General features: G+C 75.3%; 25 protein-coding genes. 8 read left to right on the top strand and 17 right to left on the bottom strand.

What is annotated here, in order from left to right; translation table 11 throughout:
• Window positions 1–9 precede the first annotated feature (9 nt).
• From cydC to MVA48_RS00965, 3 genes are all read right to left on the bottom strand, one after another.
• The gene (cydC, locus tag MVA48_RS00955; protein WP_246984723.1) at window positions 10–3,300 is read right to left on the bottom strand and encodes a thiol reductant ABC exporter subunit CydC; all 3,291 of its coding nucleotides are present in this window, start codon (window positions 3,298–3,300) and stop codon (window positions 10–12) included.
• A gap of 92 nt (window positions 3,301–3,392) precedes the next feature.
• The gene (gene cydB, locus MVA48_RS00960) at window positions 3,393–4,388 is read right to left on the bottom strand and encodes a cytochrome d ubiquinol oxidase subunit II (protein ID WP_246984726.1); all 996 of its coding nucleotides are present in this window, start codon (window positions 4,386–4,388) and stop codon (window positions 3,393–3,395) included.
• 16 nt (window positions 4,389–4,404) lie between these two features.
• Window positions 4,405–5,961 carry a cytochrome ubiquinol oxidase subunit I gene (locus MVA48_RS00965; RefSeq protein ID WP_246984728.1) on the bottom strand — a complete coding sequence of 519 codons (1,557 nt, stop codon included), beginning with the start codon at window positions 5,959–5,961 and terminating at the stop codon, window positions 4,405–4,407.
• 114 nt (window positions 5,962–6,075) lie between these two features.
• On the opposite strand from MVA48_RS00965, the gene MVA48_RS00970 reads away from it, so the two are divergent.
• Both MVA48_RS00970 and MVA48_RS00975 read left to right on the top strand, forming a co-directional pair.
• Complete coding sequence (locus MVA48_RS00970; RefSeq protein ID WP_246984730.1) at window positions 6,076–6,426, top strand: BlaI/MecI/CopY family transcriptional regulator; 351 nt, start codon at window positions 6,076–6,078, stop codon at window positions 6,424–6,426.
• An 8-nt stretch (window positions 6,427–6,434) separates the two neighbouring features.
• The gene (locus MVA48_RS00975) at window positions 6,435–7,361 is read left to right on the top strand and encodes a M48 family metalloprotease (RefSeq protein WP_246984732.1); all 927 of its coding nucleotides are present in this window, start codon (window positions 6,435–6,437) and stop codon (window positions 7,359–7,361) included.
• Window positions 7,362–7,715: 354 nt separating this feature from the next.
• Here the strand turns inward: MVA48_RS00975 and MVA48_RS00980 are convergent, their stop codons facing one another.
• The 7 genes from MVA48_RS00980 to MVA48_RS01010 form a co-directional block, all read right to left on the bottom strand.
• Window positions 7,716–9,953: a heavy metal translocating P-type ATPase gene (locus tag MVA48_RS00980; protein WP_246989019.1), complete on the bottom strand. Its 2,238-nt coding sequence runs from the start codon at window positions 9,951–9,953 to the stop codon at window positions 7,716–7,718.
• Window positions 9,954–9,982: 29 nt separating this feature from the next.
• Window positions 9,983–10,891 (bottom strand): hypothetical protein, encoded by a 909-nt coding sequence (locus MVA48_RS00985; RefSeq protein WP_246984734.1) that lies wholly within the window; start codon window positions 10,889–10,891, stop codon window positions 9,983–9,985.
• 1 nt (window position 10,892) lies between these two features.
• Entirely contained in the window at window positions 10,893–11,102 is a 210-nt protein-coding gene (locus MVA48_RS00990) for a heavy-metal-associated domain-containing protein (RefSeq protein WP_246984736.1), read from the bottom strand.
• A 34-nt stretch (window positions 11,103–11,136) separates the two neighbouring features.
• A complete protein-coding gene (locus MVA48_RS00995; protein WP_246984738.1) occupies window positions 11,137–11,439 on the bottom strand; it encodes a metal-sensitive transcriptional regulator in 303 nt (100 codons plus the stop codon).
• Window positions 11,440–11,490: 51 nt separating this feature from the next.
• Window positions 11,491–11,877: a helix-turn-helix domain-containing protein gene (locus MVA48_RS01000; RefSeq protein WP_246984746.1), complete on the bottom strand. Its 387-nt coding sequence runs from the start codon at window positions 11,875–11,877 to the stop codon at window positions 11,491–11,493.
• Between the two features lie 74 nt (window positions 11,878–11,951).
• On the bottom strand, window positions 11,952–12,446 hold the full coding sequence (locus MVA48_RS01005; protein ID WP_246984748.1) for an Hsp20/alpha crystallin family protein: 495 nt from the start codon (window positions 12,444–12,446) through the stop codon (window positions 11,952–11,954).
• Between the two features lie 100 nt (window positions 12,447–12,546).
• Window positions 12,547–13,227, bottom strand: a complete 681-nt coding sequence (locus tag MVA48_RS01010) for a hypothetical protein (RefSeq protein WP_246984751.1) — start codon at window positions 13,225–13,227, stop codon at window positions 12,547–12,549.
• A gap of 89 nt (window positions 13,228–13,316) precedes the next feature.
• Here MVA48_RS01010 and MVA48_RS01015 point away from each other — a divergent pair, with 89 nt between their 5' ends.
• Genes MVA48_RS01015 through MVA48_RS01030 form a run of 4 tightly spaced genes read left to right on the top strand, consistent with a single transcriptional unit; the run spans window position 13,317 to window position 16,016 of the window.
• Entirely contained in the window at window positions 13,317–13,685 is a 369-nt protein-coding gene (locus MVA48_RS01015; RefSeq protein WP_246984753.1) for an STAS domain-containing protein, read from the top strand.
• A gap of 59 nt (window positions 13,686–13,744) precedes the next feature.
• Entirely contained in the window at window positions 13,745–15,016 is a 1,272-nt protein-coding gene (locus MVA48_RS01020) for a YibE/F family protein (protein ID WP_246984754.1), read from the top strand.
• A complete protein-coding gene (locus MVA48_RS01025) occupies window positions 15,013–15,693 on the top strand; it encodes a class I SAM-dependent methyltransferase (RefSeq protein WP_246984757.1) in 681 nt (226 codons plus the stop codon). Before MVA48_RS01020 ends, MVA48_RS01025 begins: the two co-directional genes overlap by 4 nt.
• On the top strand, window positions 15,690–16,016 hold the full coding sequence (locus tag MVA48_RS01030; protein WP_246984760.1) for a TraR/DksA family transcriptional regulator: 327 nt from the start codon (window positions 15,690–15,692) through the stop codon (window positions 16,014–16,016). The genes MVA48_RS01025 and MVA48_RS01030 overlap by 4 nt, the downstream gene beginning before the upstream one ends.
• Here the strand turns inward: MVA48_RS01030 and MVA48_RS01035 are convergent, their stop codons facing one another.
• Entirely contained in the window at window positions 16,017–16,676 is a 660-nt protein-coding gene (locus tag MVA48_RS01035; RefSeq protein WP_246984762.1) for a response regulator, read from the bottom strand.
• Window positions 16,673–17,830, bottom strand: a complete 1,158-nt coding sequence (locus MVA48_RS01040) for a sensor histidine kinase (protein WP_246989021.1) — start codon at window positions 17,828–17,830, stop codon at window positions 16,673–16,675. The genes MVA48_RS01035 and MVA48_RS01040 overlap by 4 nt, the downstream gene beginning before the upstream one ends.
• Window positions 17,831–18,021: 191 nt before the next feature.
• Here MVA48_RS01040 and MVA48_RS01045 point away from each other — a divergent pair, with 191 nt between their 5' ends.
• Both MVA48_RS01045 and MVA48_RS01050 read left to right on the top strand, forming a co-directional pair.
• On the top strand, window positions 18,022–18,354 hold the full coding sequence (locus tag MVA48_RS01045) for a hypothetical protein (RefSeq protein ID WP_246984764.1): 333 nt from the start codon (window positions 18,022–18,024) through the stop codon (window positions 18,352–18,354).
• Complete coding sequence (locus tag MVA48_RS01050; protein WP_246984765.1) at window positions 18,342–18,719, top strand: hypothetical protein; 378 nt, start codon at window positions 18,342–18,344, stop codon at window positions 18,717–18,719. Before MVA48_RS01045 ends, MVA48_RS01050 begins: the two co-directional genes overlap by 13 nt.
• Window positions 18,720–18,861: 142 nt before the next feature.
• On the opposite strand, the gene MVA48_RS01055 is transcribed toward MVA48_RS01050, so the two are convergent.
• Genes MVA48_RS01055 through MVA48_RS01075 form a run of 5 tightly spaced genes read right to left on the bottom strand, consistent with a single transcriptional unit; the run spans window position 18,862 to window position 22,684 of the window.
• Window positions 18,862–19,566 carry a glycosyltransferase family 2 protein gene (locus MVA48_RS01055; RefSeq protein ID WP_246984767.1) on the bottom strand — a complete coding sequence of 235 codons (705 nt, stop codon included), beginning with the start codon at window positions 19,564–19,566 and terminating at the stop codon, window positions 18,862–18,864.
• Window positions 19,563–20,696, bottom strand: a complete 1,134-nt coding sequence (locus MVA48_RS01060; RefSeq protein ID WP_246984769.1) for a prenyltransferase/squalene oxidase repeat-containing protein — start codon at window positions 20,694–20,696, stop codon at window positions 19,563–19,565. The genes MVA48_RS01055 and MVA48_RS01060 overlap by 4 nt, the downstream gene beginning before the upstream one ends.
• Window positions 20,653–21,438 carry a class I SAM-dependent methyltransferase gene (locus tag MVA48_RS01065; RefSeq protein WP_246984771.1) on the bottom strand — a complete coding sequence of 262 codons (786 nt, stop codon included), beginning with the start codon at window positions 21,436–21,438 and terminating at the stop codon, window positions 20,653–20,655. The genes MVA48_RS01060 and MVA48_RS01065 overlap by 44 nt, the downstream gene beginning before the upstream one ends.
• A complete protein-coding gene (locus tag MVA48_RS01070; protein ID WP_246984773.1) occupies window positions 21,432–21,974 on the bottom strand; it encodes a glycosyltransferase family 4 protein in 543 nt (180 codons plus the stop codon). The genes MVA48_RS01065 and MVA48_RS01070 overlap by 7 nt, the downstream gene beginning before the upstream one ends.
• The gene (locus tag MVA48_RS01075; protein ID WP_246984775.1) at window positions 21,971–22,684 is read right to left on the bottom strand and encodes a glycosyltransferase family 4 protein; all 714 of its coding nucleotides are present in this window, start codon (window positions 22,682–22,684) and stop codon (window positions 21,971–21,973) included. Before MVA48_RS01075 ends, MVA48_RS01070 begins: the two co-directional genes overlap by 4 nt.
• Window positions 22,685–22,749 lie beyond the last annotated feature (65 nt).

Below are 22,749 nucleotides of genomic sequence, written 5' to 3' on the forward strand. Positions count from 1 at the left end.
TACGACGATTCAGGTCCCCGCCCGCACGGCCGCGCCCCGGTGCAGCCGGACGACGGTGTCGCCGGGCCGCGCCACGCCGTCGTCGTGCGTCACGCACACGACGACTCGGCCGGCCAGTGCGGCGCGCAGGTCGTCGACCAGGGCGGCGGCGGTCGGCGGGTCCAGGTGCGCGGTCGGCTCGTCCAGCAGGACGACGTCCCGCCGGGTGAGCAGGGCCCGCGCCGCGGCCAGCCGTCGGCGCTCGCCACCGGACAGCGCCGTGCCGCCGGCGCCGATCTCGGTGTCGAGGCCCTCGGGCAGCGCGGCCAGCAGTCCGCCGAGCCCGGTCGCGGTGAGTGCCGCGTGCATCCGTGCCTCGCCGTCGGCGCCGGCCAGCTCCCCGCGCGGCGCCGCGAGCGCCAGGTTGGCCCTGATCGTCGACGCGAAGACGTGCGCCTCCTGCGGCAGCCAGGCCATCCGCGCGCGCACGTCGTCGCCGGTCATCTCCGCCGTGTCCGCGCCGTCGAGGGCGTAGGTGCCCGCGCGCGGGCGCAGCGCGGCCATGAGCACCGCCAGGAACGTCGACTTGCCGGTGCCGGACGGCCCGCGGACGACCAGCCAGCCGTCGCGGTCCGCGGTCACGTCGAGCCGCCGCAGCACGTCCGGCCCGCCCGGCCAGCCGGCGGTCAGGCCGTCGGTGGTCAGCTCGGAGACGGCCGCCGGTGCCGGCCGGGGTGCGGCCGGGTCGGCCGGCACCGGTGCGGTCAGGACGGCGTCGATCCGGTCCTGCGCGTCGGCCAGCGCACCGCGCCGCTGCAGGCCACCGACCAGACCGGCCAGCGGCTCGGCCAGCGCGAGCGGGGCCAGGGCGACGACGGCCAGTGCCGGACCGGGGAGGCCGCCCAGCGCGCCCACCGCTGCCGCGAGGACGGCGGCCAGGCCGGTGCCGAGCACGACCACGCCGGTGCCGACCGCCGCGGCCCGGCTGCGGGCGCGGGAGATCCCGGTGCCGCCGTCGGCGACCGCGGTGAGGTCGGCGGCCACCCGCGCGGCCAGCCCGTGCGCCCGGAGATCGGCCGCGCCCTCGAGCAGGGTGCTCGTGTTCCGCAGCGCGGCGACCCGCAGCGCGCTCTCGGCCCGGGCGGCGCCGGCGTCCAGCCGGCGGTGGACCAGGACCACGAGTGCCGCGGTGACCGCCAGGAGGGTCCCGACCGCGAGGCCGGCGGCGGGGTCGACGAGCGCCAGGGCCGCGACGGCGACCGCCGGGACGACGGCGGCGACCCGCAGCGGTGGGCGCACCCGCACGGTGAGGTCCTGCACCACGCCGACGTCCCCGATCGCGGTCGCCAGGGCGGACCCGGGAGTGCGGTCGGCCGCGGGCCCCTGGGCGGCGAGCGCCCGCCACACCCGCACGCGGAGGTCTGCGGCCAACCGCAGCGCGGCGTCGTGCGCGGTCATGCGCTCCAGCCAGCGCAGCAGCGCGCGACCCAGTCCGAAGAAGCGGACGCCGACGATCGCCACCATCAGCGTGAGGATCGGCGGCATCTCCGCGGCCCGCACGATCAGCCAGCCCGAGACGGCGGTGAGCGCGATGCCGGCGAGCGACGAGGCCGCCCCGGCGAGCACCGCCCGCCCCAGCGACCGGCCCACCCGCGCAGGCCGGTCGACGGCCTCCACTGCCCGGCTTCCGGTACCGAAAGCCGGCCGGGACGGCTCGGCTTCCGGTACCGGAAGCGGGACGGGGACCGGGGAGGGCAGGTCGACCGAGCGGTCGGCCAGGGAGACCGGTCCCGGGTCGTGGGTCGCGACCAGGATCGTCACGGTGCCGCGCAGTCCGGCGAGCACCGCGGTGACGCGCGCGCGGGCGGCGTCGTCCAGGTGCGCCGTCGGCTCGTCGAGCAGCAGCAGCCGGGCGCCCCGCCGCACACGGACCAGCGCTCGGGCCAGGGCGACCAGCTGGAGCTCGCCGGGCGAGAGCGACTCCGGTGCCCGCCCGGCCAGGCCGGTCGCCCCGACCCGCGCCAGCGCCTCGACGACGTGGGCCTCGGCGACGACGGCGTCCACGCCGGGTTCGGCGGCCGCGTGCCGGCGCAGTTCGTCCGCGACGGTGGCGCCGGTGGTCCGGGGGAACTGCGGCGCCCAGGCGAGCGCACCGGCCGGGACGCCGGTCACCGTGCCGGTCACGATCGCCGTCGGGGGCAGCAGCCGGGCCAGGGCGGCCAGCAGCGTCGACTTGCCCGACCCGCTCGCGCCGCGCAGGGCCACCAGTTCGCCCGGGCGGACGGCGAGGTCCACCGGCGCGAGCGCGGGCACCGGCCGGCCCGGGTACCGCACGCCGAGCCCCGACACGACGACGTCGGCGCCGCGGGGGTCGTCGTCGGTGACCACGGCTGCCGCCGCGCCGGCGGGCGCCGCGAGCACCGCACCGGCCTCCGCCGCCGCGAGCGAGGCGTCCTCGGCGGCATGGTGTGCCGCTCCGAGGGCGCGGAGGGGCGCGAACGCCTCGGGGGCGAGCAGCAGCGCGGTGAGGCCGACGGCCAGCGCCAGGTCGCCGTGCACGAGGCGGAGGCCCACCGTGACCGCGACCAGCGCGACCGACATCGTCGCGATCAGCTCCAGCACCAGCGCCGAGAGGAACGCGATCCGCAGCGTCGCGAGCGTGCGCACGCGGTGTGCCGCGCCGAGCGAGGCGAGCGCCCGGGCCTGGTCGGCGGCGCGGCCGAGCCCCACCAGCACCGGCAGCCCGCGCACCAGCTCGGCGACGTGCGCGGCGATCCGGTCCAGCGCCCGCGCCGAGTCGGCGGTCGCGGCCCGCGAGTGCCGGCCGACCAGCACCATGAACACCGGCACCAGCGGCAGCGTGACCGCGACCAGCACGGCGGAGAGCAGATCGGTCCAGGCCAGGACGACCAGCAGTGCCGGAGGGACGACCATGGTCTGGGCCAGCGCCGGCAGGTAGGTGGCCAGCGCGGGGCCGAGGTCGTGCAGCCGGGTGGTGGCCAGGACCGCGGCGGGGCCCGGTCCGCCCGCCGCGTCGACCGCGGCGGGGGACACGGCCAGGCGCTCCAGGAGCGCCCGACGCAGCCGGTCCTCCGCGCGGCGGGCGTCCCGGTCGGCGAGCGCCTGGCCGGCGGTCGTGGCGACGGCCCGCAGCGCGACGCCGCCGGCGGCCAGGACGAGCGGCGTCGTCACGGCGCCGTCGGCGTACCCGGCGGCCCGGGCGACGGCGTGCGCCAGACCGGCGGCGAGCAGCACCAGACCGGCGGTCGCGGCCAGTGCCGCGACGGCCGCGCGGAGCAGCGCACCCCGCAGACCCGGCACCGCCGCCAGCGCACCCAGCGGCCCGCGCCCCCCAGGAGCCGGAACCGCGGTTCCGGTCGCGGTCCCAGCTGCCGGAACCGCGGTTCCGGTCGTCACGGGTGCACCGGCTCGGCGGTCAGCCGCTTCCGGAAGACCCAGTAGGTCCACGCCTGGTAGCCCAGCACCACGGGCAGTCCGACGCCCGCCGCCCAGGTCATCACGGTCAGCGTGTAGTCGCTGACCGACGCGTCGGCGACGGTGACGTCGAAGGCGCCGTCGATCGTCGACGGGATGACGACGGGGTAGGCGGCACCGAAGATGGTGGCGGCCGCGGCGACCAGCATCGCGCCCCATGCGGCGAAGGCCTGGCCCTCGCGGCCGACCCGCAGCCGGCCCCAGGCCACGAGCACCGCGAGCGCGGCGACCGCCCACAGCAGCCCGGTGAGGGCGGCGCCGTACCGCAGGTGCACGATCCCGGCCCACGCCAGCAGCGGCAGCGCCGCGACCGGCATGAGCCGCAGCGCGAGCCGCCGGGCGGCGGTCCGCATCGGTCCGTCGGTCTTCAGCGACAGGAACACCGCGCCGTGGACGACGGAGAAGGAGAGCACCGCGACCGCGCCGAGCAGTGCCGACCAGCTCAGGCCCGCGAACGCGCCGCCGACCCGGTTGCCGTCGGCGTCGATGGGCAGACCCAGCGTGGTCGCGCCCAGCGCCGCACCGATGCCGAGCGCCGCGATGAGCGAGCCGGTGGTGATGACCCGGGTCCAGGTCGCGTCCCACGAGGCGGAGTGGTGCGAGTGCCGCCACTCGAAGGCGACCGCCCGGATGATCAGGCCGAAGAGCACGAGCACGAACGGCAGGTAGAGCGCGGGGAGCCAGGTGGCGTACCAGCCGGGGAAGGCGGCGAACACGGCGCCGACCGCGGTGATCAGCCAGACCTCGTTGCCGTCCCACAGGGGGCCGATGGTGCGCAGCATCAGATGCCGGTCGGCGGCCTTCCGGCCCAGCACCGGCAGCAGCGCGGCCACGCCGAAGTCGAAGCCCTCGAGCAGCAGGAAGCCGGTCCACAGCAGGGCGACGGCGGCGAACCAGAGGGTCTGCAGATCCATGTCGGGTCCCCGATTCTCAGTGGGCGAAGGAGAGGACGTCGTCGCGGCCGCCGGACACCCCGTCGTCGTGTCGGCTGTCGTCCGGGTGTCCCTGGGGCGGGGAGCCGGGGGTCGGCGCGCCGTCGCCCGTGGTCACGCCGGCCCGGACGAAGCGGGTGATCAGCCACAGCTCGACGACGGCGAGCGCGCCGTACACGAGGGTGAGGGCGCCCAGCGACGTCCAGACCTCGGCGGCGCTGATGCCCGGCGACACCGCCTGGGCGGTGAAAAAGTACACCTGGTCCTCGACCGGGACGTCGGGGTTCGGGTGGACGACGAAGGGCTGGCGGCCCATCTCGGTGAAGATCCAGCCGGTCGCGTTGGCGACGAACGGCGCGGCGACGGCGAGCAGCGCGCCGTGGACGCCGATCCGCGAGGTGGGCACGCGGCCGCGCCGCGTCGCCCACAGCGCGTAGGCGGCGACCGCCGCCGACACCGCGCCCATGCCGATCATCAGCCGGAAGCTCCAGTAGGTGACGGCGAGGACCGGCGCGTAGTCGATGGGCTGCCCTGCCTTGTCGCCGAAGCGCGAGGGGTCGTCGGGGTAGGTCTCGCCGTAGACCGCGGCGTACTCCTCCTGCAGCTCGTTGACGCCCGGCACGGCCGTCGAGAAGTCGCCGTGCGCGAGGTAGGAGAGCAGGTAGGGAACGGTGATCGAGTGGACGTCGTCGCACTCGTTCGAGCCGAGCTTCCCCCAGGCGAAGATCGAGAACGACGCCGGCGCCTCGGTGTCGCAGAGTGCCTCGGCCGAGCTCATCTTCAGCGGCTGCTGCTGGTACATGAGCTTCCCCTGCCAGTCCCCGGTGAGGGCGACCAGCACGAAGGCGACCAGCGACACCCAGCCACCGAGCCGCACCGAGCGCCGCCAGACCAGGTCGTCGACGTCCTTCGGCTGCGCGGCCAGCTTCCGGCGGCGCAGGTGCCACAGCCCGATGCCCACGAGCAGCGCCCCGGCGACCATGAGCGCGGCCACGATCGCGTGGCTGAAGGCGGCGAGCGCGGTGTTGTTGGTCAGGACGGCGAGGAAGTCGACCTGCACCGGCCGGCCGGTCCCGTCGTCGGTGACGACTCCCACCGGGTGCTGCATCCACGAGTTCGCCGCGATGATGAAGTAGGCGCTGACGATCGAGCCGATCACCGCGGCCCACAGCGCGGCCAGGTGCAGCTTCTTCGGGATGCGCCCCCAGCCGAAGATCCACAGCCCCAGGAACGTCGACTCCAGGAAGAAGGCGAGCAGCGCCTCCAGCGCCAGCAGCGAGCCGAACACGTCGCCGACGAAGCGCGAGTACTCGCTCCAGGCCAGCCCGAACTGGAACTCCTGAACGAGACCGGTCGCGACGCCGAGCACGAAGTTGATCAGGTAGATCCGGCCCCAGAACCGGGTCATCCGCAGCCACTCCGGCTTGTCCGTCCGCACCCACATCGTGTGCATGACCGCGACCAGCACGCCGAGACCGATGGTCAGCGGCACCATAAGGAAGTGGTAGACGGTGGTGATGCCGAACTGCCAGCGCGCGATGTCCAGCACGTCCACGTCCGCGCTCCCTCGAGTCCGTCGTACGATCGTCACGTTCTTTCTACGCCGCGTAGAAGAGCATTTCTACGACACGTAGAAGACGTGGGTGTGAGACGCGAGACAGGAGGCGCCGTGGCATCGCTGGGGGAGCTGGAGCGCGCGGTCATGGAGCTGCTGTGGGCCGCGGACGGCCCGGTCGCGGCGACCGCGCTGCGGGACGGGCTCGCCGGCCGCGGCGTCGCGCTGACCACGGTCCACACGGTGCTCACCCGGCTGGAGCAGAAGGGGTTCGTCGTCCACGACGAGGCCCGGCCGCGGCGGTTCTGGCCCCGCGCCAGCCGCGAGGAGCACGCCGCCGAGCTCATGCACGAGGTGCTCGGCCAGGCCGCCGACCGGCAGGCCGTGCTCGCGCGGTTCGTGGGCAGCGTGAACGAGGACGAGGCCCGGCTGCTGCGCGAGCTCCTGGCCCGCGACGGCGCCTGACCGGCCCGGTGCTGCCCGTCACCGCGGCCGCCCTGGCCGTTCTCGCCGCGCTGCTCGCCTGGCCGGTGCCGGCGCTGCTCGGGCGCGCCCGGTGGCCGGGGCGCGACCCGGTGGTGGCGCTGGTCTGCTGGCAGGCGATCGGGCTCGCGGGTGGGCTGTCGATCATCGGCGCCCTGCTGGTGCACGGGCTGGCGCCGTGGGGCCACTCGCTGCCCGAGGCGGTCTGGTCGGTGCTGACGGGGAGCCCGGCCGCCGAACGGGTCCGCGGCGACCACTGGGTCACCCTGACGCTGGCCGGCGTGCTCGCCGCCGAGCTGGTCGGCGTCCTGCTGCTGTCGTGGTGGCGGACGACCCGCACCCGCCGACGGCACCGCGCGCTGCTCGAGCTCGTGGTGCGGCCCTCGACGGAACTGCCCGACGCGCGGCTGCTGGAGCACCCCGCCCCCGTCGCCTTCTGCATCCCGGGCGCGCGGCCGCTGCTCGTGCTGTCGTCGGGCATGGTCGAGGAGCTGGACGACGCCCAGCTCGCGGCGGTGGTCGCGCACGAGCGGGCGCACCTGCGCGAGCGGCACCACCTGCTGCTCCTGCCGTTCGTCGCCTGGGCTGCCGCATTGCCGCTGCTGCCGGCCGCCGCGCGGGCGCACGCCGCGGTACGGGAGCTGGTCGAGATGCGGGCGGACGACGTCGCGCTGCGCTCGCTCGCCGGGCCGACCCCGCGGCGGACCCTGGCCGAGGCCATCGTGGCCGCCGCCGGGGGGAACGGCGGAGTGCCCGCCGGGGCGCTCGCCGTCACCGGCGGCGAACTGCGCAGCCGGGTGATCCGGCTGCTCGAGCCGCCCCGGCCGCTGCCGGTGAGCGCGCGGATCTCGGCCCTCGCGGTGGCCGGGCTGCTCCTGCTCCTGCCGACCGCGCTGCTGGTGCTACCGGCCTTCTGAGCGGGGCGCCGCCGCGAGCGCGACGCCCGCATAGGCGGCGGCCAGGGCGCCGCTGGCGCGGGCGGCCGCCCGTAGCGGGGTGACGCGACGAACGGAACCATGCTCGCGGCGTGCACCAGGTCGACGGCCGAGCTCAGCCGCACGAGCCGGCGACCGGGAGCGGCCAGCACCGCACCGTGCTGGAGGAGCAGCCGGGCGCCGAGGACCCGCACCAACCACACGCGATCGGCGGGGAAGGCGGGGGCGATCCGGTCGACGATCTCCTGCGGCCGCGCCAGCAGCGCGGCGCCCGAAGCCACCCCGAGGGCGGCCAGCACGCGGGTGGCGGTGCGGTGTCGGTCCACGACCGGAACGCTACTGCGCCGTCGCGGGGCTCCCCGACGGGACCGCGAGGGCGGCGTCCCGGTTGCCGGGAAGCGGCGCGAACCCGCGCAGCCGGAGGCTGTTGGTGACGACGAACACCGAGCTGAACGCCATCGCGGCCCCCGCGATCATCGGGTTGAGCAACCCGGCGGCGGCCAGCGGGATCGCCGCCACGTTGTACGCGAAGGCCCAGAACAGGTTGCCCTTGATCGTGCCGAGCGTGCGGCGCGAGAGCCGGATCGCGTCGGCGGCCACCCGCAGGTCACCGCGCACGAGCGTCAGGTCGCTGGCCTCGATCGCGACGTCGGTGCCGGTGCCCATGGCCAGGCCCAGGTCGGCCTGGGCGAGCGCGGCCGCGTCGTTGACGCCGTCGCCGACCATCGCCACGGTCCGGCCCTCGCTCTGCAGGCGCCGGACGACGTCCACCTTGTCCTGCGGCAGCACCTCGGCGATGACCTCCTCGATGCCGACCTCGGCGGCGATCGTCCGCGCGACCGCCTCGTTGTCACCGGTCAGCAGGATGGGCCGCAGGCCCAGCTCGCGGAGCTGCCGCACCGCCGCCGCGCTCGTGGGCTTCACCGCGTCGGCGACGACGAGCACGCCGCGGGCGGCGCCGTCCCAGCCGACCAGCACCGCCGTCCGGCCGGCGGCCTCCGCCTCGGCGGCGGCGCGCTCGAGTCCGGAGGGCAGGGGCAGCGACCACTCCTGGAGCAGTCGCCGGCGGCCGACGACCACGGCAGCGCCCTCGACGACCCCGGTCACCCCGAGGCCCTCGGCGTTGGCGAACTCCTCGACCGCGGGCAGCGGGCCCCGCTCCGCGGCCGCGCGGGCGACGGCCTGTGCGATCGGGTGCTCCGACGCCGACTCCAGGGCGCCGGCCAGTCGCAGCACCTGGTCGGCGTCCTCGCCGTCGGCCGGGACGACGTCGACCAGCGTCATGCGCCCGGTGGTGACCGTGCCGGTCTTGTCGAGGACGACGGTGTCGACGCGGCGGGTGTTCTCCAGGACCTCGGGACCCTTGATGAGGATGCCCAGTTGCGCGCCGCGCCCGGTGCCGACCATGAGCGCGGTCGGGGTGGCCAGGCCCAGGGCGCACGGGCAGGCGATGATCAGGACGGCGACCGCGGCGGTGAAGGCGGCCGCCACCCCGGCCCCGGTGCCGATCCAGAACCCGAGGGTGCCCGCCGTCAGGACGAGGACGACGGGCACGAAGATGCCGGAGATCCGGTCGGCGAGGCGCTGCACCTCGGCCTTGCCGTTCTGGGCGTCCTCGACCAGCCGCGCCATCTGGGCCAGCTGGGTCTCCGAGCCGACCCGGGTGGCGCGCACGACGAGCCGGCCACCGGCGTTCACCGTGGCCCCCGCGACGGTGTCGCCCGGGCCGACCTCGACCGGCACCGATTCTCCGGTGAGCATCGACGCGTCCACGGCGGAGGAGCCCTCGGTGATCTCGCCGTCGGCGGCGATCTTCTCCCCGGGCCGGACGACGAACAGGTCGCCGACCGCGAGCTCGCCCACCGGCAGCCGCTGCTCGACGCCGCCACGCAGGACCGAGACCTCCTTGGCACCCAGCTCCAGCAGCGCCCGGAGCGCGGCGCCCGCCCGGCGCTTGGACCGGGCCTCGAAGAACCGGCCGGCCAGGATGAACGTGGTCACCCCGGCCGCGGCCTCCAGGTAGATGTTCGCGCCGCCGTCGCCGCGGGCGATCGTCAGCTCGAAGGGGTGCGTCATGCCGGGCTCGCCGGCGGTGCCCCAGAACAGCGCGTAGAGGGACCAGCCGAACGCGGCCAGCGTGCCGAGCGAGACCAGGGTGTCCATGGTGGCGGCGCCGTGGCGGGCGTTGGTCCACGCCGCCCGGTGGAAGGGCAGCCCGCCCCACACCACGACGGGCGCGGCGAGGGTCAGCGAGAGCCACTGCCAGTACTCGAACTGCAGCGCCGGCACCATCGCCATCGCGACGACGGGCACGGACAGGGCCACCGAGACGAGCAATCGTAGAAGGACCCCGTCCTCCTCACCCCTCGCAGGCTCGGGGCGAGCCTCTGGACGGGGCCGGGGCAGCGACGCGGTGTAGCCGGTCTTCTCCACCGTCGCGATGAGGTCGTCGGTGGTCACGCCGGCGGGGAAGCTGACCTTGGCCTTCTCCGTGGCGTAGTTGACGGTGGCGGTCACGCCGTCCATGCGGTTGAGCTTCTTCTCCACGCGCGCGGCGCACGACGCGCACGTCATGCCGCCGATGAGCAGCTCGACGTCGGTGGTCACTCGTGCGCCTCCTCGTGTGGGACGACCTCGACGGTGAACGCCGCGGTGCGCACCACGTCGCCGTGCCGGAAGTCGAGGAACAGCCGGTAGGACCCGGCCGACGGTGCGGTCGTCGCGAACCGGACCGTCGGCCCCGGGGCCGACGAGTCCTCCTCGACCGGGTGGACGTGCAGGTAGGCGAGATCGCCCTGGCGCAGGGCGACCAGGTGCCCGTGGGCGCCCAGGTAGGGCTGCAGGTCGGTGACCGGCAGGCCGTCCCGGGTGACGGTCAGGTCCAGTACCGACTCCTCGCCCGGGACGAGCTCGCCGACCAGGGCGACGGTGTAGCCGTCGACCTCGGCGGTGGCGACCGGGTCCGGGAGCGGCTCGGGCGCGTGGTCACCGGCCACCGCCAGGTCGGCGCCCAGCACCCGGTCCACGCCGTCGGCGCTGGGCACGAAGTCGGCGAAGACCCGCCAGGTGCCGGCGGTGAGGTCCACGGGCACCTGCCACGTGCCGTCCCTGGAGAGTTCCGGGTGCACGTGCTGGTAGCCGGAGAGGTCCCTGCGCACGGCGATCAGGTGCAGGTCCTCCTCGTGCTCGACGTCGAACGCGGTGACCGCGTGCCCGTCGGGACCGAGGATCCGGAAGGACAGCGGGATCGCCGTCCCGGCGGGCAGGACGTCGGAGTCCAGCGCGAGCGTGTAGCCGCCCTCGGAGACCTGCAGTCCCGCCGGCAGCGCGTCGGGCGCCTCGTGCCCGCCCTCCTCCGCGTGACCGCCGGCCTCCGGGTCGGCCGCCATGTCGTGGGCCGGCTCCTCCGGGACGGAACCCACCGGGCCGACGGCCGCGCCCACACCGACGGCGGCGCCGAAGACGGCGACCAGACCGAGGGCGAAGGCGAGGAGCCGGAGGGGTGTGCTCACCTCAGCTGCCGGCCACCGAGTAGCCGGCCTCCTCGACGGCGGCGCGGACGGCGTCCTCCTCGACGGGGGCGTCGCTGGTCACGGTCAGGCCCCCACTGGCCAGGTCGACGTCGACGGCGGTGACGCCGGGGACCTGGGAGACCTCCTCGGTCACGGCGTTGACGCAGTGCCCGCAGGTCATGCCGACGACGGTGTAGGTGGCGGTGCTCATGGCTGGGTGTCCTCTCGGGGGGTGGGGGAGTGGTTCAGGACCGCACGAGGCGGGCGATGGCCTCGGAGGCCTCGCGCACCTTGTCGTCGGCCTCGCGGCCGCCGGCGGCCGCCGCCTCGACGAGGCAGTGGCTCATGTGCTCCTCGAGCAGGCCGAGGGCGACCGACTGGAGCGCCTTGGTCATGGCCGAGACCTGGGTGAGGATGTCGATGCAGTACTTCTCGTCCTCGACCATGCGCTGGAGACCGCGGGCCTGGCCCTCGATCCGGCGCAGCCGCTTGAGGTAGTCGTCCTTGCGGTTGATGTACCCGTGCTGGTGCGCGGCGTGGTTCTCCATGTCGTCCCCTCCAGGTCGCCGCGGCGTCCGCGGTCGAGGGAACTATACCCCCTAGGGTTTCCGGGTCGAGGTCCCGTCCGGGTCGTCGGAGCTCAGCCGGTCGACGTCCGACCGGAGGTGCTCCGCATCGGCGCGGGCGGAGGCCAGCTCGTCCTGGAGTTCCATGATCGTCTCGGCGGAGGCGAGGGAGTGCCCGTCGTCGAGCAGTCCGCGCATGCGGGCGGCGCGGCCCAGCTGCTCGCGGGAGTACCGGCGGTGGCCGCCGGGGGAGCGGTGCGGTTGCAGGACACCGGTCGTGTCGAGGCTGCGCAGGAAGGCGGCCTGGACGCCGAGCAGCTCGGCGGCCTGGCTCATCGTGAGGGCCGGGTAGTCGGGGTCGTCGAGGCGGCTGACCGGATCCGCTGCCGTGCTCGCCGGGTCCTTCTCGGGCGCGCTCATCGCCGTCCTCCTCGGGATGGGGAGAAGCCGAGGGGCCGGGTCCTCCGGGACCCGGCCCCTCGGCTCGCCGGCCGTCAGCTCTCGACGGCCTTCTGCTCGCTGGACTGGCCCTCGATGGTCCGGTGCTCCACGCCGGCGGGTACGTCGGCCCGGGTCACCGAGATCTTGCGCGCCTTCGCCTTCTCGGCCACGGGGATGCTCACGGTGAGCACGCCGTCGTGGTAGCTGGCCTCGAGCTTGTCGGTGTCCAGGCTGCGCCCGAGGACCAGCTGGCGGGTGTAGCTGCCGAAGGGCCGCTCGGCGATCGCCCACTCGGCGTTCTCGAGCTGCGGCACGGAGCGCTCGGCGCTCACGGTGAGGGTGTTGCCCTCCACCGACAGGTCGATGCTGCCGGGGTCGACGCCCGGCAGGTCGAAGTGGGCGACGAAGTTGTCACCGACGCGGTAGGCGTCCATCGGCATGCCCGACAGCGGCCGGGCGGTGCCGGACCCCGCGCGGCCGGTCAGCTGGTCCAGGGCGCGGAAGGCGGCGGACGTGGCGGCGAAGGGGTCGTAGGCGGTCAGCATCATGGCTCTCCAACCTCCTGGGTCGATCCTGTCGAGTTCGCTGCCGGGAGTGAATCTCCAGTGGCGACTGGAGAATACCTCAGCCGGACGTCTCAGTAAACGTTCAGCGGCGAACTTTGTTCCCGCCGGCCTCGGCGGCTCGCCACTCGTACCGGCGGCCCCAGCCACCGGCGACGAGGACGGCGAGACCCAGCGGGGCCACGCCCAGGATCGCCGTGCTCCACAGCGCCGACGCGGCGGCGCCCGCGAGGCCGTCGGGTGAGTGGAACAACGCCCAGCCGAGCCCGAACAACGGCAGCGTGACCATCCCGGTGCTCACTGCGGCGGTGGTCGCCGCTGCCGCGCCCCGACGCATGGACACGGCGCCGGCCAGCAGCGCGGGCACGGGTGTGAACAGCCAGTGGAAGACGGGGATGATCGCGCCGACCACCACGCCGGCGTAGGCCGCCAGCAGCAGCGCGTTGAACGCCAGCACCAGTGCGGCCGCCACGACGATGCCGAGCCATGCCAGGCCGGCCGGCGTCCGCAGCCGGAGGCCGAAGATCCGCGCGGTCCACCAGGACGCCACGACCAGGCAGAGGACGGTGCTGACCGCGAGCAGGACGGCCAGGGACGTCGGCACGGCTGCCACCTGCGGGCCACCGACGACCCGGTCCGGAAGGGGCCAGTCGAGCCCGCCCACCGCCGCCGCGGCCACGCAGAGCACGGCGATGACGCCCACGGTGCGCCACAGGTCCGCCCGGGGCGGGCGGGACACCGGCGGCGGCACGGGTGTCGTCGTCATGCCGCGGAGCGTGGCAGACCGGACAACCCCGGTCGTGCCGCCACTCCCGCACGTGAGTGAACCCCACCTGACCGGGGCAGTTCCCGTTCGTGGAGGAGACGACGAGCGCCGACACCGCGAAGTCCGAGCAGCCGGAGGTCCGCAGCGAGCTGGACGGCGAGACCGCCCGCATCACAGTGGCCGGAGAGCTGACCGAGGACGCCCGCCGCCCCATCGTGCGGGTCGTGACCGACCTGCTGCTGGAGCGGTCTCCGCTGCACCGCCTCGAACTGCACGTCGCCGACGTCGGCTACATGAACTCGGCCGGCATGGCGGTGCTGGTCCAGGTGCAGAAGCTGGCAGCTCCGCGGGGGATCGAGGTGGTGCTGGTCGGTCCGACGGCTGCGGTCATCCGGCCACTGCAGCTCAGCGGGCTGTGGCACCGGTTCGCCGTGGAAGGGGTGCCGGACGAGCGGTGACGTCGTCCGGCTCCTGTGTCGGTGACGGGGGAGCGCAGCCGGACTCCTAGCCTGACCGGGTGCCGCCCAGCCACTCCCACAGCCACGGTCCCGACCCGGACGCGCCACCGCCCAGCGCCGAGGCGCTGGGCCGTCGGCGGCGGGCGGTCTGGCTCATGCTGCTGCTGCTCGTGCCCGTCGCCCTGGCGACGATGGTCGGCCTGTTCGTGCTGTGGCCGGGCGACGAGCCGACCCGCGCCCAGCAGGCCGCGCAGACGGCGATGCCACCGGGCATCACCTTCCCCGACGGGGAGGTCGTGTCGCTCGAGACGGTCGAGTGCGGCCTGGACCCGACCACCTCGCAGATCTGCGCGACCGCCGTCGTGGAGATCCTCGACGGCCCCGACACCGGGAACTTCGAGGCGGTCGAGCTCCCGCCGGAGGTGGTCGCCGCGGGCGTCGCCGAAGGCGACGTCCTCGTCCTCACCCGTGACCCGGGCACCGAGGGCGGCCCCACCTACGGGTTCTTCGACTACGAGCGCGACACCCCGATCATCCTGCTCGCGGTCTTCTTCGCGGTCGTCGTCATCGGGGTGGCCCGGTTGCGCGGCCTGGCGTCGCTGTTCGGGCTGGCGTTCGCCTTCTTCGTGCTCCTGCAGTTCGTGCTGCCCGGCCTGCTCTCGGAGTCCTCGCCGACGCTGGTGAGCCTGGTCGGCTCGGCGGCGATCATGTTCGTCGTCCTGTACCTGGCGCACGGCTTCTCCGCCCGGACGACGACGGCGCTGGTCGGCACGCTGTTCGGGCTGACGCTGGTCGCCCTGCTCGGGTCGTGGGCGGTGTCGGCGGCCCGGCTCACGGGCCTGACCAGCGAGGAGACGGTCACCCTGCAGGGCTACGACCCGACGCTGAGCTTCTCCGGCCTCGTGCTCGCCGGCATCGTCGTCGCCGGGCTCGGGGTGCTCAACGACGTCACGATCACCCAGGCGTCGGCCATCTGGCAGCTGCACGAGGTCTCCCCGGAGAGCAGCTGGCGGGAGCTGTACACGCGGGGGATGGCCGTGGGCCGCGACCACATCGCATCCACGGTCTACACCATCGTCTTCGCGTACTCGGGGGCCGCGCTGCCCGCGCTGCTGCTCTTCGAGCTCTCCAACCAGCCGCTGTGGACGACGGTCACGAGCTCCGCCCTGGCCGAGGAGGTCATCCGGACCCTCGTCGGCGCGATCGCGCTCGTGCTCGCCGTGCCGGTCACCACCGCCGCGGGCGCCTTCTTCGCCAAGGCCGCGGACACCGAGGCGGGAGCGGCCACCGACCGGCGCCTGACCGCCCTGCGGACTAGGTTCGCCCGATGACCGTCGACCGGCCCCGTCCCGAGGCTCGCGCCGAGCTCGCGAGGGGGGAGGAGGACGGGGTCCTTCCACTGCTGGTCGCCGCGCGGGCCGCGCCCGGGTTCATGCCCGAGGACGAGGGCCTGGCCCTGTACGAGGCCGCGCGGGCCGTCGCCGTCCCCGGGCCGCTGCTCGAGGTGGGCAGCTGGATGGGCAAGTCGGCGCTGTACCTGGCCGCCGCCGCGCGGGAGACCGGCCGGCAGGTCGTCACGGTCGACCACCACCGCGGCTCGGAGGAGCACCAGCCGGGCTGGGAGTACCACGACCCGTCCCTGGTCGACCCGCTCGTCGGCCGGATCGACACCCTGCCGCGCTTCCGCCGGACGATCGCCGACGCCGGCGCCGAGGACGTCGTGGTCGCCGTCGTCACCCGGTCCGAGGTGCTGGCGCCGCTGTGGAGCACGCCGCTGGCCCTGCTCTTCCTCGACGGCAGCCACACCGAGGAGTCCGCCCGCCGCGACCAGGACGCGTGGGTCGCCAAGCTCGCCGTCGGCGGGACGCTGGCGATCCACGACGTGTTCCCCGACCCGGCCGACGGCGGACAGGCACCCTTCGGCGTCTACACCCGCGTGGTGGGGTCCGGGGACTTCGAGGAGCTGCCCGGCACCGGGTCGCTGCGGCTGCTCCGACGCCTGCGATGACCGACCCGCTCGAGGCCGAGCGGGCGGCGGCGCTCGGGCAGATCGAGGCACTCACCCGCGAGTTCGACGAGGTCGTGGCGGCCTCGAAGGCGTCGAACGCCGACGACGAGCACGATCCCGAGGGCGCCACCATCGCCTTCGAGCGGCAGCAGGTGGCCGCCCTGCTGGACCAGGCGCGCCGGCGGCTGGCCGACGTCGAGACGGCGCTGGCCCGCCGGTCCGCCGGCGCCTACGGCAGCTGCGAGAACTGCGGCCGGCCGATCGCGCCCGAGCGGCTCGCCGCCCGGCCTGCCGCGCGCACCTGCATCGACTGCGCCCGCTGATCACCGTGCGCCCGGCCGCACCAGTCCGCGCTCGTAGGCGAAGACGACGGCCTGCACGCGGTCGCGGAGCCCCAGCTTGGCCAGCATGCGGGCCACGTGGGTCTTGACCGTCGCCTCGCTGACCACCAGCGTCGCCGCGATCTCGGCGTTCGACAGCCCGCGCGCCACGTGCTGCAGCACCTCGAGCTCCCGCTCGGTGAGGGTGGCCACCTCCCGCGGCGCCGGGCCGGGTGCCGGTGTCCGCGCGAACTCCTCGATCACCCGGCGGGTCACCGCGGGGTCCAGCAGCGCCCCGCCCGCCGACACCTGCCGGATCGCCGCGACCAGTTCCTCGGGTGGGGCGTTCTTCAGCAGGAAGCCGCTGGCGCCGGCGCGCAGCGCGTCGTAGACGTGCGAGTCGACGTCGAAGGTGGTCAGGACGACGACGCGCGTCACCGGCGGGTCCTCGGCGGCCAATCGGCGGGTGGCGGCGATACCGTCCATGCGCGGCATGCGCACGTCCATCAGGGTGACGTCCGGTCGCAGCCGCCGCGCCGTGGCGACCGCCTCCGCGCCGTCGGCCGCCTCGCCCACCACCGAGATGTCCGGCTCGGCGGAGAGGATCAGCCGGAAGCCGGCGCGGACCATCGTCTGGTCGTCGGCGAGCAGCACCCGGATCACGACGCCTCCTCCGCCACCGGCACGGGTGCCGCCCGGTCCACCGGCAGCAGGACGTCGACCGCCCACCCGCCGCCGGGGCGCGGGCCGGCCGACACGGTGCCGCCGTAGGCGGCGGCGCGCTCCCGCATGCCGACGAGCCCGTGCCCCTGCCGCAGCGCCGCCCCACCGCGGCCGTCGTCGACGACCCGCAGCCGCACCGCGGCCGGGCCGAACGCCACGGTGCAGTCCACCCGCGTCGCGGCGGCGTGCCGGAGGACGTTGGTGATCGCCTCCTGGACGATCCGGTAGGCGGCCAGCTCGACGCCCGCAGGCAGCGGGCGGACCTCCCCGTCGACGGTGAACCCGGCCCGCAGCCCGGCGGCCCGGGCGGGCTCGAGGAGGTCGGGGAGGTGGGCCAGATCGGGCGCGGGGAAGTCCTCCGGGACGTCGGGGGCGCGCAGGACGCCCAGCATGCGGTGCATCTCGGCCAGCGACTCCCGCCCGGTCCGCTCGACGGCCTCCAGAGCGGCTCGCTCCCGCTCCTGGTCCGGGCGCAGCAGCCGGCGGACGCCGCTGACGTGCAGGGTCATGACGCTGACGCCGTGCGAGACGACGTCGTGGATCTCGCGCGCGATCCGCAGCCGCTCCTCGGCGACCGCGACGGCCGCCCGCCACTGCGCCTGCTGCTCCGCGGCGACGGCCCGCTGCTCCGAGAGCTCCGCGCGCAGGGTCCGCCCGGCCAGCGCCCGGCCCGCGACCCACGCCGCACCGGCGAGCAGCCAGGCGTAGAGGACGTCGGCGGGCACGAACCCCTTCTGCGCCACGACGCCGGTCGCCCACAGGGCGAGCGACACGAGCAGGGCGAGCACCGGCCGGCGGGCGTGGTAGCCGACCGATGCCATGAGGGCGAGCGCGGCGACCAACCACCCGAAGTTCCACGCCGGGTCGACACCCAGTGTGCCGGGGACGACACCCAGCCCGGTGAGCCCGAGGACGAGCGCGGCCATCGGCGCGACCCGGTGCCAGGCGCACGCCACGGTGCCGACCGCGTAGGAGGCGGAGAGGGCGCCCAGCGGCAGGTCGGGCGAGCCGAGCAGCCAGATCTCCAGCTGGCTCGCCACGGTGAGGATCGCGGCCGCGACCAGGTCGAACGGGCGGGGCACCCACCGGCGCATGGCGGTCACCGTAGGACGGAAGCGGCCCCGGCGGAGTCATCCTCGTGGCCGATCTGCCGTCGTCCGGACGTCGTCCCCGGGAGTGACCCCGGTCCAGCACCGGTGCCGACGACGGCGACGGGACCGTCGGCCCAGGATTCGCGGCGTCCGACCGGCCGACCCATGCCGGTCCCCGTCGAAGGAGAACTGCCGTGACCGCTCTCGCCACCCCCGCCCGCCGGCTGCGCCGCTACGCCGCCGGCACCGCCCTCTGTGCGTTCCCGGTCGTGCTGATCGCGCAGGAGTTCACCAATCCCCTGAGCGCCGGCGACGGCGCCGACTTCCACGCCGTCGCCGCCGGTGAGGGCCGAGGCGCCCTCGTGGCGTCGTTGCTGCTGATGCTGCTGGCGGGCGCGCTGGTGGCCCCCGCGGTGAGCGGCGTGCTGCACCAGGCCAGGGACCGGGGGCGGCCCTTGCCAACACCGGCGCCGCCTTCCTCCTGCTCGGTGCGCTGGCCCTGGTCGCCGAGGGAGTGGTCTGGCTGACCGCGACCGCCCTGCCGGGCGGGAACCCCGCCGAGATGGTTGCCTACTTCGACCGGCTCACCGAGAGCTCGCTGACCGGGGCCGTGTGGCTGCCGTTGATGTTGTTCCTGGGCATCGGACTGGCCGTGCTGCCGTGGGCCGCCTGGCGGGCCGGCGCGGTGCACTGGTGGGCGCCGGCGCTGGCCACGGTCGCGGTGGTGGCCGAGTTCGGCCTGCCGTTCCGGTCGACGGCGTCGGAGGTGGTGGTCTTCACCGCGCTGGCCGCCGCCTACGGCACCATCGGCCTGCGGGTGCTGCGCATGACCGACGCCGAGTGGGACGGCGCGCCGTCCGCCCGGCCGCTGCCGGAGCGCCTGCCGGCGTGAGCCGGTGCTCGGCCGGCGAGCAGCCGCAGGTCGGCCCGCACCTCCGGCGGGACCGGCCTGCGGCGCAGCAGCGCCGCGGGCAGGTCGGGTGTCGCCCGCAGCAGTCCCTCGACGCCCCGCCGGCCGGACCGCACCGCCGTGGTCAGCACGCCGGCCAGGTCGGTCGCGGAGTGCCGCATGACCGCGGTGAGCAGCCTGCTGCGCCAGATGGCCGCCTCCCGGCGCCCGGGGAGGAGCGGCGCGGGGACGGGTGGTGGTGCACGGTCACCTCGTCGACGTAGGCCAGACCCCAGCCCTCGGCGGCCAGGTCGAGGGCGACCCGCTCCTCCTCGCCCGGGAACCGCACGATCCGGTCGAAGCCGCCGACCGCCTCGAACGCCGCCGTCCGCACCAGTGCGCCGCAGGCGACGAAGCCGAGCAGCGACGGTCCCGGGAGGTCGGGGGCGGTGCCCAGCGGGCTGCGCGCCATCTCGGCGCACACGGGGTCGAGCCGCTCCGCCGGGCCGACGAGGATCCGCGCGTTGAGCAGGGCCAGTCGCGGATGCGCCCGCATGATGGCGACCGCCCGGGCGAGGTCGCCGGGTGCCCACCACGAGTCGTCGTCGGCGAACGCGACGAACCCGGTCCCCGCCGTGCGGACACCCAGCGTGCGGGCGGCGGCTCCGACGTTCGCCGGCAGCGGGACGACGGTGATCTGCGGGTACGCCGCGCGGACGGCGTCCACGGTGCCGTCGGTGGATCCGTTGTCGACCAGCACCACCGGTGCCTCGTGCCGGGGCAGGGTCGCGAGCAGGTCGTCGCGGCGGTTGCGGCTGGCGACGACGACGGCGACGTCGGGATCGGTCACGGAGTGACCGTGCCCGCACCTCCCGGCAGCCAATCGGGACTCGCGTCGCGATCGGTCGCGCCGGGTGCCGGGAGGGCGCCGGGATCGGTGAACAGGTCGGCCGCGGGCGTCGCTGCGCTGAGCGCGTCAGCGGCCAGCACCACGGCGGCGGCGGTCCAGGTCGTCCGCTCGACCGGCCAGCGGGCGTCGTCGGCGAAGACGTACCCGGTCCAGTACGAGCCGTCGTCGTCGCGCAGGTGCTGCATCGCCGCGAGCTGCTCGACGGCGGCGTCGCGCTGCCCGGCGGCGGCGAGGGCCAGGGCCAGCTCGCAGGTCTCCGCCCCGGTGACCCAGGGCCGGTCGGCCACGCAGCGGGCGCCGAGGCCCGGCACGACGAACCGGTCCCAGTCCGCGGCCAGCCGGTCCCGGGCGGCGGCCCCGGAGACGGCGCCGCCCAGCACCGGGTAGTACCAGTCCATCGAGAACCGCGAGCGGTCGGCGAAGGCCGTCGGCCGGGTGCGCAGCGCGTCGCCGAGTCCCGTGACGGCGAGCTCCCAGTCGGGCTGCGGCTCGCCGGTGAGCTCGGCCAGCGCGATGCCGCAGCGCAGCGCCTGGAAGAGGCTGGCGTTGCCGGTCAGCAGCGCGGTGCCGTCCGGGCTGCCGTCGGGCCGGAGCGCCCAGCCGATGGCGCCGCCGGGCAGCTGCATGCGCGTCACCAGGTCCAGACCCCGGCGGACGTGCGGCCAGAACTCGGCCACCACGCCGTCGTCCGCGGTGGTCAGCCACGAGTGCCAGATCCCGACGGCGAGGTAGCCCGCGTGGTTGCTCTCCGCGGCCGGTGCCGTCTCGATGCCCGAGCGGTACTCCGAGGCCCAGGACCCGTCCGGTCGCTGGCGCGTGGCCAGCCACCGGTAGGCCGCGCGGGCGCGGTCGGGCCGGCCGCCGGTGTCGAGCGCCATGGCCGCCTCGACGGAGTCCCAGGGGTCGAGCTGGCCGCCCCGCAACCACGGGAGCGACCCGTCGGCGTCCTGCTGGTCGGCGATCCACCGCACGGTGGCCCGGACCTGGTCGGCGCCCAGCACTCCCGGCAGCTCGGGGAGACCGGCGTCAGCGGGCGGCAGCGGTCCGCTCCCACTCCGGAGGCGTCCCACCACCGGCACCGGGCTGCCGCGCGGGCCGGGCGATCGCCGGCTTGTCGGCGTAGACCACGAGGCTCTTGCCGAACAGCGGATCCAGCACGCGCTCGGCGGTGCGGGTCAGCCAGGGCCGCTTCGTGAGGTCCCAGACCAGCAGCCGGTGGTAGGCCCGCACCAGCGCCGAGTCCGCGTTCACGCCGACCGCGCACTTCAGCCACCAGAACGGCGCGTGCAGGGCGTGCGCGTGGTGGCTCCGGCCGGGGACCAGGCCGGCCGCGGCCAGCCGGGTGCGGAGGACGTCGGCGCGGTAGATGCGGATGTGCCCGCCCTCGTTCGCGTGGTACTCGTCCGACAGCGCCCAGCAGATGCGCTCGGGCCCGTAGCGGGGCACGGTCACCGCGACCCGGCCGCCCGGCTTGAGCACGCGGACGATCTCGGCGAACGCGGTGGCGTCGTCGGGGATGTGCTCGAGCACCTCCGAGGCCATGACCCGGTCGACGCTCGCATCGGGGAAGGGCAGGTGCAGCAGGTCGCCGCGGACGACCTCGTAGCGGGCACCGGCCGGGGCCTCCCCGGCCTCGGCGATCGCGCCGAGCCAGCGCTTGGTGGTCTCCACCTCGGCCACGCCCCAGTCCACGGCGATCACGTCGGCGCCGCGGCGGTAGGCCTCGAACGCGTGCCGGCCCTCGCCGCAGCCCAGGTCGAGGACCCTCATCCCCGGCCGCAGGTCGAGCAGGTCGTAGTCGACGGTCAGCACGGACGGCCCTTCCGGTCGAGGACGTCGGCGTACCAGTCCGCCGTCCGCTCGGCCGTGGACCGCCAGGTGAAGGTGTCCAGCACGCGGCGGCGGCCGGCGCGCCCGAGCTGCTCGGCGAGCGACGGGGAGTCCAGCACGAGCTGGAGCGCGGCGGTCAGCTCGCCGACGTCACCGGCGCGCACGCGCAGGCCGGCCTTCGCGCCGACCACCTCGGGCAGCGCGCCGGCGTCGGTCGTGACCAGCGGAGTGGCGCAGGCCATCGCCTCGATCGCCGGCAGCGAGAACCCTTCGTAGAGCGACGGGATGGCCACCACGGTGGCCCGCTGCAACAGCTCGACGAGCTCGGCCTCCGGCACCGGCCCGGTGAAGCGGACGGCGTCGCGCAGCGCCAGTCGGTCGAGGGCCGCTTCCGCCGGGCCGCCGGCCCTCGCCGTCCCGACGACGGTGAGCCGGACCGGTCGCTCGGTGCGCAGCTTGGCGACCGACTCGAGCAGGTGCACCAGACCCTTGAGGGCGACGTCCGCGCTCGTGATCACCAGGATCGAGTCCGGATCGCGCGGCCGGTCGGCCGGGGAGGGGTGAACTCGTCGGGATCGATGCCCACCGGGATCACCTCGACGCCCTCGGCGGGCAGGCCCATGTGCGTGGTGATGTCCCGCCGGGAGTTCTCCGACACCGTGGTGACACCGTCCAGCTTCCGGGCCACCTTCGCCTGCATGCGGGTGAACGCGTACCAGCGGTGCAGGGTCAACCGGCGACGCAGGGAGCGGGTGGCGGCCAGCTCGAGCTGCCGGTCGATGGCGATCGGATGGTGCACGGTCGCCACGGTGGGCACGCCGGCCCCGACGAGGCGCAGCAGCCCGTAGCCGAGCGACTGGTTGTCGTGGACGACGTCGAACTCGCTCGCGCGGGGCAGCAGCTCGCGCGCCGCGCGCAGCGTGAAGGTCAGCGGCTCGGGGAAGCCGGCGGTGCACATGGTCGCCCACTCCGCGACGTCCACCCAGTCGCGGAACTCCGACGGCCGGGGGGTGCGGAAGGGATCGGGCTCCCGGTACAGGTCGAGGCTGGGCAGGCGGGTGAGCGGCACCCCCGCGGCCAGCTCGGGGTAGGGCTGACCGCTGAACACCTCGACCCGGTGCCCCAGCTCGGCCAGCTCGCGGGAGAGCGCGCGGACGTAGACGCCCTGACCGCCGCTGTGCGGCTTGCTCCGGTAGGACAGCAGTGCGATGCGCAGCGACCGTCCCATGGGAGCGGACTCTAACGACCCGTCGCCGGCTCCCGGCTACCGACCGGTAACGAGGGCGGCTGGCA

The organism is Blastococcus sp. PRF04-17 (assembly GCF_023016265.1).
Lineage (GTDB): Bacteria > Actinomycetota > Actinomycetes > Mycobacteriales > Geodermatophilaceae > Blastococcus_B.

Bases quoted from the DNA above. Each gene is read 5' to 3' on its own strand.
- cydB (WP_246984726.1), bottom strand. From the start codon at position 4,388: ATGGATCTGCAGACCCTCTGGTTCGCCGCCGTCGCCCTGCTGTGGACC.
- MVA48_RS00980 (WP_246989019.1), bottom strand. From the start codon at position 9,953: ATGACGTGCGCGTCGTGCGCCGCGCGCGTGGAGAAGAAGCTCAACCGC.
- MVA48_RS00990 (WP_246984736.1), bottom strand. From the start codon at position 11,102: ATGAGCACCGCCACCTACACCGTCGTCGGCATGACCTGCGGGCACTGC.
- MVA48_RS00995 (WP_246984738.1), bottom strand. From the start codon at position 11,439: ATGGAGAACCACGCCGCGCACCAGCACGGGTACATCAACCGCAAGGAC.
- MVA48_RS01000 (WP_246984746.1), bottom strand. From the start codon at position 11,877: ATGAGCGCGCCCGAGAAGGACCCGGCGAGCACGGCAGCGGATCCGGTC.
- MVA48_RS01005 (WP_246984748.1), bottom strand. From the start codon at position 12,446: ATGATGCTGACCGCCTACGACCCCTTCGCCGCCACGTCCGCCGCCTTC.
- MVA48_RS01010 (WP_246984751.1), bottom strand. From the start codon at position 13,227: ATGACGACGACACCCGTGCCGCCGCCGGTGTCCCGCCCGCCCCGGGCG.
- MVA48_RS01025 (WP_246984757.1), top strand. From the start codon at position 15,013: ATGACCGTCGACCGGCCCCGTCCCGAGGCTCGCGCCGAGCTCGCGAGG.
- MVA48_RS01030 (WP_246984760.1), top strand. From the start codon at position 15,690: ATGACCGACCCGCTCGAGGCCGAGCGGGCGGCGGCGCTCGGGCAGATC.
- MVA48_RS01040 (WP_246989021.1), bottom strand. From the start codon at position 17,830: ATGCGCCGGTGGGTGCCCCGCCCGTTCGACCTGGTCGCGGCCGCGATC.
- MVA48_RS01075 (WP_246984775.1), bottom strand. From the start codon at position 22,684: ATGGGACGGTCGCTGCGCATCGCACTGCTGTCCTACCGGAGCAAGCCG.